Source organism: Paraburkholderia tuberum STM678, assembly GCF_902833905.1.
GTDB lineage: Bacteria > Pseudomonadota > Gammaproteobacteria > Burkholderiales > Burkholderiaceae > Paraburkholderia > Paraburkholderia tuberum.
The window spans coordinates 73,184-85,585 of sequence record NZ_CADFGP010000006.1 but is presented as its reverse complement, the minus strand read 5'-3'; the positions used below and the strand labels follow the sequence as shown (position 1 = coordinate 85,585).

Sequence of the window (12,402 nt, the reverse complement as noted above, 5' to 3'; positions counted from 1 at the left end):
AACGGCGAACTGAAGCCTCAGCCCGTGCTGTCGGCCGGGCCAATCGTCAGATTCGACGGTGTCGCGTTGCTGCACTTCGGAAGTGACGTTAGTTGTACACGCTGCAATCAACGCGTGTAATTCACCACCGGCACGGAATACGAAGTCGGCGCGAAATCGGTGCGGCCACTGCGCTGCGACGAGCCATTCGACGGCGCACCGTAGCCGCTATTCTGCGCAGCCTGGTTTTGCGCCGCGACCTTTGCTTCGGCCGCCTGGATATTGGCCGGATAGTCGATCACGTTCGCATTGGACGGATCACGACCCGCCTTTTCGAGCTGAATCAGTTCGGTGCGGACCTGGGCGCGCGCGAGCGGCTGATCGGCCGGATTCGACTGGGCAAACGCCGCGAGCGGCGCGGCAACGAGAGCGGCGATAGCCCCTGCTTCGATCAGCGACCTGATTGACTTCATGATTTCCAACCTCCCGAGATGGCTTCATGCGATTGCCGCGGAGCCTGGTGCGACCATCGGCCATCCGCAGCGGTTAACGCAGTTTAGAAGCCGGTCGAGCCACGTAGTAAGCCCTGAACCATGAATTCACTGTTGCCATAGCGGCCACAATTCGAGGCCACCACGTTCCGGCTCAGCCTCAACGCGATGCACTACACTGATAACGCCCAACGACGCGCCGCAGCCATTGCATTCGATCGAGGAGATAGACGCTCATGTCGCATCCCGTTGCCCTGCCCTCTTACCGCGACGGCGTGCGCGCCGAATGGGTCGATTACAACGGCCACATGCGCGACGCGTTCTACCTGCTGATCTTCAGTCTCGCGGTCGACGGGCTGATCGATCTGATCGGCCTGCCCGATGCGGTGCGCAAAGAGCGGCATCGATCGATCTACACGCTCGAGGCGCATCTCAACTATCTGCATGAAATCAAACAAGGCACGCAGGTGCGTGTCGACATGCGCGTGCTCGGCTACGACGCGAAACGTATTCACGTGTATGTCGAAATGTTTGCGCTGGACACGACGCAAAGCCAACGCACCGGCCCCGTCGCCGCGGGCGAGCAGATGCTGCTGCACGTCGATAGCAGCGGACCGCGCGGCGTTGCTTTCGATCCGGACGTCAAAGCGCGCGTACACGAACTCGCGCAAGCCCATGCGGCATTGCCGCCGGCGCGTTTCGCGGGACGTGTGATCGCTTTGCCATGCGCAGCGCAAGCGGGAAACACTACTCAAACGGAGTGACCATGCTCGAGCCGGAAATCGCCGCCTTTATCGAACGAGCGAGCGCGCTCTATCCGTCGCATCACGCGGCGATGACGCCGCGCGAACAGCGCGAGCTGTATGACCGCTACGCCGCGACGTTGACGCCGCCACTGCCCAGCGAACTCACCACACGGGACGCAAGCTTTCGTACCGACGCGGGCCATGCGATCCCGCTACGGCTCTACCGGCATCGAGCGAAGGCAAGCGAACACGGCACGATCCGCGGCACGGTGCTGTATTTTCATGGCGGCGGCTTCGTGCTCGGTTCGCTGAACAGTCATCAGATGGTGACGGCGCGCCTCGCCGCCGACACCGGCCTCGACGTGATCGCGGTCGACTACCGGCTCGCGCCTGAGCATCGCGTGCCGGCCGCGCACGACGACTGCCTCGAGATCACGCGTGCCGCGTTGAACCACCGCCTGCCGTTCGACCTCCCAGAGCGCGCCGCATTGCAACTCGCGGGCGATAGCGCCGGCGGCACGCTCGCGGCAAGCGTCGCGCTACGCCTGCGTGACGAATGTGCGAGCGGGGTGCGCGGCATCGCGCTCGTCTATCCGATGCTCGGCACCGAGCCGCAATTGCCCGCGCGCGACACCGAGTCCGATGCGCCGATGCTGACGCTCGCGGACGTGCATAAGTTTCGCGACGCTTACTGGGGAAAAGGAGAGGAAGCCGACCCAACGCCCGGCCCCGCGTGGACGATCCCGCTCGCCGCAACCCGCTTCGACGAATTGCCGCCGACGCTGGCCATCGGCGCCGAGCACGACCCCCTACGCGACGACGCGCGCGTGTTCGTCGAGCGGATTCGCGAAGCTGGTGGAGATGCCCGGCTGCTGGTCGGCACGGGGCTCGTGCATGGATGCTGGCGCGCGCTTGAAACAAGCCCCGGCGTGCAGGCCATGCACAGGGCTGTATGCGAATTTCTCCGCGAAAACGCACGCCATTAGCGCGGCGATATGCACCGCCGCGCCCGGCGCGTTATCGCGGCTCAGCGATTGCGGTCGCCGCGCCACTGCGCGAACGTGACGAGATCGAGGCCAACCTCGGCCGGCTCTATGCGGGTCCAGCCGAAGAACGCGTCGTCCCAGCCAGGAATGCTTTGGGGCGTCAGCGACCGGAACTTCATGCCGCCACGATACGCGAGGTCCGGCCAGAACAGCGGCATCACCTCGCGCGTGGCGAGCTGGCGCAGCAGGTCGGACGGGCCACCCTCGTCGGCGACGATCTCGCCCTGCGAGATCCAGTCGTTCTCGGCCCACGCGACGAACACGCTCGGGTTGCCCGCGGCGTCGAACATCAGGATCACGTTCTGCTCGGGCCGCCAGTAATACTCGACGATGCCCTGAGCGGCCACCACTTCGTCGATCATCTTGCGCGTGCGCAGATCGCAGTAGGTCATGCCGTTTTCGCCGAGCGCGAGCCAGCCCGACTCCGCGCAATGGCGGCTTTTGGCGTCCTTCAGGAAATGCGTGAGGCGATTGGCCGAATCCGCGTCGGTCTTGCGCAGGTACAGGTCGACGATGCCGGCGTTGAAGGCCTTCACCGCGACGGTTTCATCGGCGACGCCGGTGAGCAATACCTTCGCGCAACGCAGGTGCGAGATCGACGACAAAAACTCGACGCCGCCGATGCCCGGCATGTCGTAGTCGACGACGACCGCCGCCACTTCCTCGAAGCGCGACGGCTGCGCGACGATGTCGCGCTCCGCCGAGGTCTCGACGAAGCGCTCGACGCCCGGTTCGCTCAGACACGCCGACGCTGCCGCGAATTCGAGCGAATTCTCGCGTGCGTGCTGGCGGATGTAGTTGAGGGCCGCTTGCGGACGCGTGAAAAACAGGTTCGTGTAGGTGCCCGGGAAGAAACGGCGGAGCGCGTCGAGGTAGCTGTCGTTGTCGTCGACGAAAACTACTGTGGACGGATAAAAAACGGGAGGTCGAATAAAGTTGTTCATATCTTCACGTGTTTCTCACGCCGCCGCGAAAGTCCCCGACCGACTGGTCGGTCGATCTGACGTTTCGCCAAGCGACTGCCCAAGGAATGCCGGGCGATGCCTCGCCCGCGGGTCCGCATGATCAATGGGTGCTTGTCGCTACTACCGGTGACCGCCTGCCGTCGCTGTTCGCGCCGCTATCGACGCTGTTCGCGCGTCTCGGGTGGCGCAGTCTGGCGCGGGCCTGCCGGCATGTGCGCTGCGAGCCAGTCGCTGCAAATCGCTTTCACACGCCGGATAATCGAACCGTGGCTGCCGGTCGTCTGCAATGGTTCGTATAGTACAGGCTCCGCGCATTGGCGACACAACTTAAATCGCATTCCTGCAGGCGCCGGCCGCGCAATTGCGGGGACTAATTGGTCGAAAAAGAAAATCGCGGCATGCGGAAAAAATGTCCGCTTCTGTCGTGCCGGCGAATGGCTTTAGCGGCAAGCGCGCGCCGTTCGTGCCAGGGCCGTTCGGACATCAATCATCGTGACGCGCCGCAATATGCCGACAAGAAGCGTCGATGTCGAAATGGTCGTTTATCATCAGTCAATCGCAGTTGCTTAATGGTTGTTGCTTAGATATGACGAATACCGGCAAGATGATGATAGTCGGGCTGCTCGTGGTCGATGCGGGCGTCGCCGGTTATCTGCTGTACCCAAGGGACGATCAGGCGCCGGCCGTGACCGGCGCGGTGACCCGCAGCGTCACCGGCGCGGTGGAATCGGAACCGCAGACCGATGCGACGCGTGCCGCTGGCGCCAGCGTGAGGCCTGCGCAACCCGTGAGCCCGCCCGCGCCGCAATCGGCGCTGCCGCAGATGGAGTCGGCCACTCCGGCTCCGGGAGCCGCTCAGGCACCTGCTGCGGCGCCCGCCCCCGCCCCGTCCCTGCCCGCCACAGCGGCCGCGCCCGTGCCGAGCGTCACGCCCCAATCGAGCCAGACCGCGAGCGGCCGCATCGATAACGCAGCGTCGCCCGCGGCCAATCCGGCCGCAGGCACGCACGCCCCATCGAAGTCGCAGTCGTACGCACAGGAAAAAGCTCAACCGAGGCCGCAGTACGGGCCGCGCATCGACCAGACCCATGCCCGCCGGCGCGACGACACGCACCCGAACGGCGCCAACCCGGTCGCCGCGATGCTGACGGAACAACTGGTCAAGGAATCGGCGAAACCCGACCCGTCGCTGCCGATGCCGTCCGGCGTCACCGTGCCGTTGCAGTCTGCCAATCCCCCGGGGGCTGGCGCGGGTAGCGGCCGCGGCACGAATCCGGTCGCGTCGGCGATGACCGATCGGCTCGTCCGCGAATCGTCGAAGGTGGGACCGACGCAGCCCGCCGCGGAGCCGCCCATCATCAAACCCTGAGCGACGCGAGGCTCACGGCCGCGACGCCACCTCGTCGAGGTGCGCGAGCAGATCGGCCGGATCGTCGTAGACGCGCAACGCCCCCGCGCGCTCCAGTTCCTCGGTGCCATAGCCACCCGACAGCAGGCCGACACCGAGCGAGCGGCAGCGGCGGGCCGCAAGCATGTCCCAGATGCTGTCGCCGACCACGACCGTGTGCTCGATCGACACGCCGAGCCGCTCGGCCGCGGCGAGGAACAGGTCGGGATCGGGCTTCGCGTATTTGACGTCGTCGCGCGTGACGACGACCGCCTTTGCCGGATCGACGCCGAGCGCCGCCAGATTCAGCGCGGCGGTTTCCATCCGCCCGCTCGTCGCGACGGCCCACGGCGTGCCGGCCTGGGTCAGCGCGTCGAGCAGTTCGCGCGCGCCCGGCAGCGGACAGACCTGGGCGCGCGTCCGCTGATAGGCGGCCGCATGCGCGTGCCGCAGCCGTTCGGCGCGTTCGACGCTGATCTCGCCGTGTGTCTCACGCAGCAACTGGTCCGTGAACAGCCCACCGCTCATGCCGATCTTGCGATGGATACGCCAGACGGACAGCGGGATACCTTCGCTGTCGAGCGCCTCTTTCCACGCCAGCACGTGCTGATAGACGCTGTCGACGAGCGTGCCGTCGAGGTCGAAAAGAAAGGATGTCTGGATGCGCATGCCGGCCTCCGGTGATGATGGGTTCAATCACTATGCCATGTGTCGATGAAACGGCCAGGGCGGCTCGTCGCCCTTGACGACGCTCACGGTCTCTACACGATGTGCGCAAATTCCCACAGATGGGCGCGTATTTGCCCCGATTTCGCTTTACCACGGTCTCACGTTCGAGACGATGAACTCGTTCGGCAACAAGGCCGGCAACTTCGCGAACCACCGCTCGTACGGCTTCGGCCTTTCGTACGCGCAGGGCCCGCCGGCCGATTCGGTGTTGTCGCACGCGACTCTCAACACGCTGCCGCCGACGTCGACGAATACGCGAGTCGCGGTGACGGTGGGCATGCGTCACGCGTTCTGATCTCGCGCGGCGCAGGCGTGGCGCGCCGCGACAGTGCGATGCCCTCACGACTGCGCCGCCGCGATCACCTGCGACGCGAGCGCATGATGCTGGCCGCGTCGCGAGCGGATTGCGTGAATCTCCTCGATCACGCCGTCCGCGCGGCCGAGCCAGCGCAAGCCCCTCGATAACGTGAGATCTTCGGCGCCGAGCTCGGCGAGCGGAAACACGCCGAGCCCGCGCGCCGCGAACACCGCCATCAACGCGCTGTCCTCGAATTCGCCGACGACGCGCGGCCTGATTCCCTGAGACTCGAACCATCGGTCGAGCCGCGCGCGCAGCGCGCCGTGACGGGTCGGCAGCAGCACGGGCAGGTCAGCGAGACAGAGCGGAAAGCCGTCGCGCGCCGACTTGCGCACGACCTGCGCGGGCCCGTACCAGTCGACCGGCGAGCCCGCGACGCGCTGGCTCAGCACGCGCAGATCCGCGCCGTGTGGCGCCGGCTGACAGGCGAGCACCAGATCGAGCCGATGCAGCGCAAGCTCCGACAACAGCTGCGCGGGCTCCCCCTCGTGACACAGCAGCCTGAGCGACGGCGTGGCCAGCACCGGCGCGAGCAACGCATGCGCGGCGAGCTTGGAAATCCCATCCGACAGCCCAACCGCAAGCCGCACCAAGTCCGCGCCGCTCGCTTCGCGCATCTCGTCGAGCAACGCCTCGCCCAGCTGGAAGATTTGCTCCGCGCGATCGAACGCCTGCTCGCCGGCCTCGGTCATCGCGACGCCGCGCCCGGCCGGCTTCAACAGCTGGCGCCCAAGCGCTTTCTCGAGCTCGCGCACCTGCGCGCTGATCGTTTGCACGGCCATGTCGAGCCGCCCGGCCGCGCGCGCAAAGCCGCCCTCCTTCACGACGATCCAGAAGTAGTACAGGTGACGATAGTTGAGCATGCTAATCCGATACTTCGAAAAATCCGAAACGTCGTTCAGGTTATCACTGGTTCATTCGAACCGCGAATAGGCCCATGATGGCGGTTCCGCCGCTCGCGGCGCACTCGATTCCGCCACCTCATGGACTCCCTGTTCGCACTCGTTGCCGATCCCGCCGCGTGGGCCGCGCTCGTCACGCTGATCGTGATGGAGATCGTGCTCGGCATCGATAACCTGATCTTCATTTCGATCCTCAGCAACCGCTTGCCGGAAGCGCAACGCCCGCGCGCGCAGCGCATCGGGCTGCTGCTCGCGCTGGTGATGCGGCTGCTTCTGCTCAGCACCATCGCGTGGATCACGAAGCTGACCGCGGTCGCGTTCACGCTGTTCGATCATGGCTTTTCGTGGCGCGATCTGATCCTCGTCGGCGGCGGCCTGTTCCTCGTGTGGAAGGCGACCACCGAAATCCGTCAGCACATGATCCCCGCTGACGAACTCGCCGCGAAAACCAGCTCGACCGTGCAGTTGACCTTGGCGGCCGCGATCGGCCAGATCATCCTGCTCGACCTCGTGTTTTCCGTCGACAGCATCATCACCGCGGTCGGCATGACCGAGCACCTGCCGATCATGTTCGTCGCGGTGATCGTGTCGATCATGGTGATGCTGTTCGCGGCGCAGCCGCTCGCGCGCTTCATCGATCGCAATCCGACCATCGTGATGCTGGCGCTGAGCTTCCTGCTCGTGATCGGCATGACACTGATCGCCGATGGTTTCGGCTCGCACGTTCCGAAGGCGTATATCTATGCGGCGATGGCGTTTTCCGCGTTCGTCGAGGCGATGAACATGCTTGCACGGCGCGCGAAAACGAAACGTCTGGCAAGCAGCGAGGAGTGATGCCGTGATGAAATGCCCAGTCTGCAAAACGACCGATCTGCTGATGACCGAGCGCCGCTCGATCGAAATCGATTACTGTCCGGACTGCCGAGGCGTATGGCTCGATCGCGGCGAACTGGACAAGTTGATTGCGCAGGATGACGGCGACGGCTCGCGGCGCGGCGAGCGTGCCCTGGAAAGCGAGCGGCAGCGTTACGAGGAGCGTCGCGACGAACATCGCGGGTATCAAAAGAAGCGCTCGATTTTCGACGTGTTCGACTTCGACTGAACGCTTCGGCGGCTTGGCGCACGCAAATTCCAGCCGCCGTTAGCGCATCAGCGCGCCTATCAGCGCACCTTCTTGCGAACGCCCTTGCCGGTCGTCGCGGCGCGCGGCGCTTCCTTCTCGAGCGGTGCGCCGTCGTTCATCTGCTCGAGCCACGACAGCGTATCGACATACGACAGAAATTGCTTCAGATATTCCGGCGACAGCTCGCGCATCAACGACAGCGCGCGATGTACGAGGCTGCTCGAATTGAGCGGCCCCGCGTTGCCTGGCACCTGCGCGAGCGACTGGCGCAACTGCTTTTCGGTGCGCAGTTTGGACCAGACTTCGCGGAAGTAGTCGACTGCGGGCAGATCGGGATAGGCGGCGGCGTGCGGAGCATCGGCGCGCGCGTGGTGGCGGGCGAGGCGTTCGATCAGCGCCGCGAGCGTGGCGTCGTTGGCCGCGTTGGCTTCACCGGACGTGGCTTGCGACGCGCTCTCGTCCGCAGCGGCACGCTCTACCTCGGCCGTATAGTCGGCCAGCAGTCCTGCCAATCGTTGCTCGAGCACTCGTCGCGGCTCGCCGCTGTGCTGTGCCGCGCGCCGCGTAAGCGCGTCGAGCAGATGAAAGCGCACCGGATCGAGCCGAGCCGCGCCGCTCGCGCGCCATGCATCGAGCCTCGCGCGAGCCGCGTGGATCGCGTCGTCAAGCACCGGACTTCTCCGCTGCCGCCGCACTCGACGGCCGCGGCACCGGCGCGATTTCGACGCGGCGGTTTTTCGCGCGGCCGGGTTCGTCGGCATTCGAACTGACCGGCTGCTCCGAGCCGAACGCCGCCGCAAACACCGACGACGCCGACACGCCCTCGTCGATCAGCGTGCGCGTGACCGTCAACGCGCGCTGCGCCGACAGCTCCCAGTTATCGGCGAAGCGTCGATTGCCTTCGCGCAGGCGTTGATCGTCGGTGAAGCCGCTGACCATCAGAATCTGATCGCTCGCGCGCAGATACGCGGACAGCGGCCCGGCGAGACTCTTCAGCAGCGCGCGACCCTCAGGCTGCAGCTGGGCGGAGTTCAGCGCGAACAGCACGTTGCCGCTAATGCCGATGCGCCCATTGACGAGCGTCACGCGCCCCGCCGCGAGCGGTCCCGCGAGTGCCTGTTCGAGCGTCTTGCGGCGCTGCGTTTCAGCCTGGCGCTGCTTGACCTCCTGCTCGAGCTTGCTCGACAGTTCGAGCTGCACGCCGATCACGCTGACCAGAATCAGCACGAACGCGCCGACCAGCACCGACATCAGATCGCCGAACGCGGCCCAGATCGGCGCGGAGGTTTCCACGCCGCCGTCGATGTCCTCGCTCATACCGCGTCGGCTCCAGCGGTCGCGCGCTGCGCGGCCAGCAACTGCAGGTCTTCGACGATCTGCTTCTGCGACATCACGCTGAGGTCGACCACGTCACGCGCCTGCGCGACGTAGTAGGCGAGCTGTTCGTCGCTGCGCGCGAGCGATTTGTCGAGCGCTGCTTCGATGCGTTCGAGATGTGCGACGAGCTTGTCGTTCGCTTCGCCGAAGGTATGCACGGCCGCGCCGAATGCTTCGCCGAGGCTCGCGACTTCGACCGCGCTGCCGGTGACCTGCGCGGCGACCGTGCCGAGCTTGCCGGTCTCGTGCTCGAGGTGCTCGGTGAAGCGATTACCGACGCGTTCGAGCAGACCCGCCGACGTCGAGACCAAGGCATCGACGGCCGTGCGTTGCTCGGTCGACGCGTGGGTGACTGCGTCGAGCAGCGTCTCCAGCGTGGCGAGCAGACGACTGCGCTCTTCGAGCATCGCGGTGTCGCGGACCATGCTGTCGGAGAGCTTCTGGCGCAGCTCCGCGACGACTTCGGCAGCGGCCTTCGGCGCTTCGGACGCCGCTTGCACGAGGCGCCCGATTTCGGCGATCGTCGCGCTGGCATGCGTTTGCGTCTGCGCGGAGATATCGCGTGCGGTTTGCGCGAGTGCGTCGCAGATTTGCTGCTGACGGGTCGCGGTTTGCGAACCCGTTTGCTGCCATTGTTCGTCGAGCTTTGCGGTCATCGCGGCGAGCGCTTCGGTCCATGCCGCGAAGCGCTGTTCGTCGCGCGCGGCGAGTTCGGCTTGCAGGTTTGTCGCCGCCTTCGGTGCTTCAGCCGCGGCTTGAACCAGTCGATCGATTTCGGCGATCGTCGCGCTGGCATGCGTTTGCGTCTGCATGGAGATATCGCGTGCCGTTTGCGCAAGCGCGTCGCAGATCTGCTGCTGATGGCTGGCGGCTTGCGCACCCCTCTGCTGCCATTGTTCGCTGAGCTTCGCACCCATCGCGTCGAGCGCCTCGGCCCACGCGCCCAAACGCTGCTCGTCGCGCGCGCTCAGTTCGGTCTGCAAATTCGCATGCGAGCTACCGACCGCGCTCAGCAACGCCGCGGCATGCTGCTCGAACGTCGCGGCGGCGCGCGCCAACGCCTGTTCGTTGTTGGCGGCGAGTTTGTCGCCCGCGCTTTGCTGCTGAGCCAACGCGTCGCCCCAGGCCTTCGACATGCCGCTCGCCGTCGCTTCGAGCCGCGCGGACACGCCGTCGAGCAGCGCGAGCGAGCGCTGTTCGAACGCTTCGGCAACGCGTTCGACCGAAGCGCGCTGTTGCGCGGCCAACTCGTCGCTCGCCTGCCGATGTCCGGCGAGCGCGCTGTGGCAAATCTCGGCGACGTTCGCGCTGGTCGCCGCGAAGCCGCTCGACATGCCGTCGAGCTGGCGCTGCACGGCCTGGGTCACCACGTCGTGCAACGCGGCGGTTTCGCGCGAGAGGCCGGCCATCGTCGCTTCGACGACCGGCTGCAGGGCCTTGCCGGCGGCCTGCGCGCTGCCGGTCACGCTGTCCTTCAGCGACTGCTCGATCACACCGGCGAGCCGCAGATAGGCGGCTTCGGTGCGGCCGTAAAACGCGTCGAGGCTCGCGATCTGCCGCTCGTTCGACGCGGCGCTCTGCTGTTCGAGCGCGCTCATCATCGTCTGCAGACGTTCGACCAGCAGCGGCGTCGCTTCGGCCTGGCGTTGCAGCATCCGGAAGCTTTCTTCGCGTTGATGGCTCTGCGAGTAGACGCGCAAAGTCGTCGCGATCTTCGCGTCGAGCTGTTGCGCCGCTTCGAGCCGCTCGCGGCGGGACAGCGCGGACAGCAGCCCGAGCATCGCGGACGTCGCGACACCCGCGATCGACGTGCCGAACGCGAAGCCCAACCCCTTGACCGGCGCGGCCAGCGATGCGCGGATCGCCTGCAGGTCGCTAGCGCTCTCCAGCGCAAGGCCGGTGCCGCGCAGCGTCATCACCATGCCGAGCAGCGTGCCGAGCATGCCGAGCAGCACTAGCAGACCGACCAGATACGGCGTCAGCGCGGGTCCCGGCAACGCGACGCGCTCGCCTTCGACGCGCAGCCGCACGCTATTGCGCAGACTCGGATGGACAGGTTCGAGAAACGCGCCGAGGCTCGGCGGTGGTCCGGACAACGCGGCGAGCGCGCCTGTCAGCGTGGCGGTCGCCTGACCATAGCGGCGCAATTCGAGCGCGCCTAGCACGTAGAAGACGCCGATCAGCAGCGTGACGACGAACGCGAGCGGATTGGAAACGGCATAACCGACGGCGATCCAGCACGCCGCGGAGAGCCCCGCGAGAAATACAACGAGATCGATACGATATCTGGACATGGGGTCCCAGTTAGCAGGCGCGAAGAGCCGCGAGCAGCCCTTCGACCGGTTGAAAACGAACCTCCAGCTCGGCCAGCAAAACGCTCTGCATGTCCTTGCGGAAGACGTCGAGCCACGCCTCGGACGCGAGCGGCACGGCAGCGTTGCCGCCATCGGTCGACCTGGCGAGCCGCGTGGCTGCGGTGCTTGCTTTGACTTGAGCCAAGGCTGCTTCCGGCTGCATGGCTGCAGCGCCGGCTTCGACTTCGGCCGACTGCTGCCGCGTGGGATCGGCATCGGCGGCAACTTCGGCCGGTGCTTCCGCCTCCGCCAACCTCCGCTTCTCACCCTCGCGCAAGCGCTCGAAGTGCCCGCCGAGCAACCCGGGCACCGCGCCGAGCAAACTCCGCTCGCGCTCGCCGAGCGCACGCTCCATCACCGCATCGACGACCGCGAGCCGCGCGAGCGACGGCGCCTGCGTCGCCAGCAGCGCGCGCAGCCGGCCACGCAACGTGCCGATCGCCGTTTCCATCGACTGCTGAAGCGCGAGATAGCGCTGTCGGAACACCGCGTAGTCGGCCTGCGTGTCGACCGCCACGCGCGGCGCCGACATCCGGGCGGACGACGGCGACGGGCCACGCTGCCGTGAGCCGGCGAGCACGCTATCGCTGGCGATTGCGCTCACCAGCGAGCGGCGCACGCGCGTGCACTCTTCCTCTTCCGCACGGCCGAACGCGCGCGCGCCACCAGCGACGGACGGCGGCTTGCCATCCAGCGCCGACGACAACGCGATCGCGTCGGTCCAGCCGAGCCACTGGCTCAGCCGATCCGCCAGCGATTGTCGCGATTCGGCGACGTCGGCCTCGGCGAGACGGGCCAGTAAGCGAACGAGCGCAGGCCCAGTGAGGGCGCTGCGCTGAGGGGCTTGCAACATACCACCGGACGCAAAAAAGTCAGCAGTTTACACGCAGACGCCAGCGAGTCCTAAGTCGCCCGCTCGATCGTGCGTCGAAAGACACGGTTTTG

General features: G+C 66.3%; 14 protein-coding genes. 6 read left to right on the top strand and 8 right to left on the bottom strand.

What is annotated here, in order from left to right:
* Nucleotides 1-107: 107 nt before the first annotated feature.
* Entirely contained in the window at nucleotides 108-452 is a 345-nt protein-coding gene (locus HWY30_RS06765) for a DUF4148 domain-containing protein (RefSeq protein WP_090810210.1), read from the bottom strand.
* Nucleotides 453-706: 254 nt separating this feature from the next.
* Here HWY30_RS06765 and HWY30_RS06760 point away from each other — a divergent pair, with 254 nt between their 5' ends.
* Together HWY30_RS06760 and HWY30_RS06755 are read left to right on the top strand one after the other, a co-directional pair.
* Entirely contained in the window at nucleotides 707-1,234 is a 528-nt protein-coding gene (locus HWY30_RS06760; protein WP_090807072.1) for a thioesterase family protein, read from the top strand.
* A 2-nt stretch (nucleotides 1,235-1,236) separates the two neighbouring features.
* On the top strand, nucleotides 1,237-2,202 hold the full coding sequence (locus HWY30_RS06755) for an alpha/beta hydrolase (protein WP_090807074.1): 966 nt from the start codon (nucleotides 1,237-1,239) through the stop codon (nucleotides 2,200-2,202).
* A 41-nt stretch (nucleotides 2,203-2,243) separates the two neighbouring features.
* On the opposite strand, the gene HWY30_RS06750 is transcribed toward HWY30_RS06755, so the two are convergent.
* Nucleotides 2,244-3,206, bottom strand: a complete 963-nt coding sequence (locus HWY30_RS06750; protein ID WP_090807076.1) for a response regulator — start codon at nucleotides 3,204-3,206, stop codon at nucleotides 2,244-2,246.
* A 607-nt stretch (nucleotides 3,207-3,813) separates the two neighbouring features.
* Here HWY30_RS06750 and HWY30_RS06745 point away from each other — a divergent pair.
* Nucleotides 3,814-4,596 carry a hypothetical protein gene (locus HWY30_RS06745; protein ID WP_090807079.1) on the top strand — a complete coding sequence of 261 codons (783 nt, stop codon included), beginning with the start codon at nucleotides 3,814-3,816 and terminating at the stop codon, nucleotides 4,594-4,596.
* Nucleotides 4,597-4,608: 12 nt separating this feature from the next.
* Here HWY30_RS06745 and HWY30_RS06740 read toward each other — a convergent pair whose 3' ends face one another.
* The gene (locus HWY30_RS06740; protein WP_090807081.1) at nucleotides 4,609-5,283 is read right to left on the bottom strand and encodes an HAD family hydrolase; all 675 of its coding nucleotides are present in this window, start codon (nucleotides 5,281-5,283) and stop codon (nucleotides 4,609-4,611) included.
* A gap of 172 nt (nucleotides 5,284-5,455) precedes the next feature.
* Between HWY30_RS06740 and HWY30_RS06735 the strand changes: the two genes are divergently transcribed.
* Nucleotides 5,456-5,638, top strand: coding sequence for a hypothetical protein (locus tag HWY30_RS06735; protein ID WP_176078856.1), 183 nt, complete (start codon nucleotides 5,456-5,458; stop codon nucleotides 5,636-5,638).
* A 44-nt stretch (nucleotides 5,639-5,682) separates the two neighbouring features.
* Here the strand turns inward: HWY30_RS06735 and HWY30_RS06730 are convergent, their stop codons facing one another.
* Complete coding sequence (locus HWY30_RS06730; RefSeq protein ID WP_090807083.1) at nucleotides 5,683-6,564, bottom strand: LysR family transcriptional regulator; 882 nt, start codon at nucleotides 6,562-6,564, stop codon at nucleotides 5,683-5,685.
* A 120-nt stretch (nucleotides 6,565-6,684) separates the two neighbouring features.
* Between HWY30_RS06730 and HWY30_RS06725 the strand changes: the two genes are divergently transcribed.
* Together HWY30_RS06725 and HWY30_RS06720 are read left to right on the top strand one after the other, a co-directional pair.
* On the top strand, nucleotides 6,685-7,437 hold the full coding sequence (locus tag HWY30_RS06725; protein WP_090807084.1) for a TerC family protein: 753 nt from the start codon (nucleotides 6,685-6,687) through the stop codon (nucleotides 7,435-7,437).
* Nucleotides 7,438-7,444: 7 nt separating this feature from the next.
* Nucleotides 7,445-7,705: a TFIIB-type zinc ribbon-containing protein gene (locus HWY30_RS06720; protein WP_090807087.1), complete on the top strand. Its 261-nt coding sequence runs from the start codon at nucleotides 7,445-7,447 to the stop codon at nucleotides 7,703-7,705.
* Nucleotides 7,706-7,764: 59 nt separating this feature from the next.
* On the opposite strand, the gene HWY30_RS06715 is transcribed toward HWY30_RS06720, so the two are convergent.
* From HWY30_RS06715 to HWY30_RS06700, 4 genes are read right to left on the bottom strand one after another with little or no spacing between them, the layout of a single operon-like run.
* On the bottom strand, nucleotides 7,765-8,397 hold the full coding sequence (locus tag HWY30_RS06715; protein ID WP_090807089.1) for a DUF2894 domain-containing protein: 633 nt from the start codon (nucleotides 8,395-8,397) through the stop codon (nucleotides 7,765-7,767).
* The gene (locus HWY30_RS06710) at nucleotides 8,390-9,043 is read right to left on the bottom strand and encodes an OmpA family protein (protein ID WP_090807091.1); all 654 of its coding nucleotides are present in this window, start codon (nucleotides 9,041-9,043) and stop codon (nucleotides 8,390-8,392) included. Before HWY30_RS06710 ends, HWY30_RS06715 begins: the two co-directional genes overlap by 8 nt.
* Complete coding sequence (locus HWY30_RS06705; protein ID WP_090807094.1) at nucleotides 9,040-11,397, bottom strand: DUF802 domain-containing protein; 2,358 nt, start codon at nucleotides 11,395-11,397, stop codon at nucleotides 9,040-9,042. Before HWY30_RS06705 ends, HWY30_RS06710 begins: the two co-directional genes overlap by 4 nt.
* A gap of 10 nt (nucleotides 11,398-11,407) precedes the next feature.
* On the bottom strand, nucleotides 11,408-12,310 hold the full coding sequence (locus tag HWY30_RS06700) for a DUF3348 domain-containing protein (protein ID WP_090807096.1): 903 nt from the start codon (nucleotides 12,308-12,310) through the stop codon (nucleotides 11,408-11,410).
* Between the last annotated feature and the right edge of the window lie 92 nt (nucleotides 12,311-12,402).

Excerpts from the sequence above, each read along its gene's own strand:
- HWY30_RS06760 (WP_090807072.1), top strand. The coding sequence starts at position 707 with ATGTCGCATCCCGTTGCCCTGCCCTCTTACCGCGACGGCGTGCGCGCC.
- HWY30_RS06705 (WP_090807094.1), bottom strand. The coding sequence starts at position 11,397 with ATGTCCAGATATCGTATCGATCTCGTTGTATTTCTCGCGGGGCTCTCC.
- HWY30_RS06720 (WP_090807087.1), top strand. The coding sequence starts at position 7,445 with ATGAAATGCCCAGTCTGCAAAACGACCGATCTGCTGATGACCGAGCGC.
- HWY30_RS06740 (WP_090807081.1), bottom strand. The coding sequence starts at position 5,283 with ATGCGCATCCAGACATCCTTTCTTTTCGACCTCGACGGCACGCTCGTC.
- HWY30_RS06735 (WP_176078856.1), top strand. The coding sequence starts at position 5,456 with ATGAACTCGTTCGGCAACAAGGCCGGCAACTTCGCGAACCACCGCTCG.
- HWY30_RS06725 (WP_090807084.1), top strand. The coding sequence starts at position 6,685 with ATGGACTCCCTGTTCGCACTCGTTGCCGATCCCGCCGCGTGGGCCGCG.
- HWY30_RS06765 (WP_090810210.1), bottom strand. The coding sequence starts at position 452 with ATGAAGTCAATCAGGTCGCTGATCGAAGCAGGGGCTATCGCCGCTCTC.
- HWY30_RS06700 (WP_090807096.1), bottom strand. The coding sequence starts at position 12,310 with ATGTTGCAAGCCCCTCAGCGCAGCGCCCTCACTGGGCCTGCGCTCGTT.
- HWY30_RS06710 (WP_090807091.1), bottom strand. The coding sequence starts at position 9,043 with ATGAGCGAGGACATCGACGGCGGCGTGGAAACCTCCGCGCCGATCTGG.
- HWY30_RS06745 (WP_090807079.1), top strand. The coding sequence starts at position 3,814 with ATGACGAATACCGGCAAGATGATGATAGTCGGGCTGCTCGTGGTCGAT.
- HWY30_RS06755 (WP_090807074.1), top strand. The coding sequence starts at position 1,237 with ATGCTCGAGCCGGAAATCGCCGCCTTTATCGAACGAGCGAGCGCGCTC.
- HWY30_RS06750 (WP_090807076.1), bottom strand. The coding sequence starts at position 3,206 with ATGAACAACTTTATTCGACCTCCCGTTTTTTATCCGTCCACAGTAGTT.
- HWY30_RS06730 (WP_090807083.1), bottom strand. The coding sequence starts at position 6,564 with ATGCTCAACTATCGTCACCTGTACTACTTCTGGATCGTCGTGAAGGAG.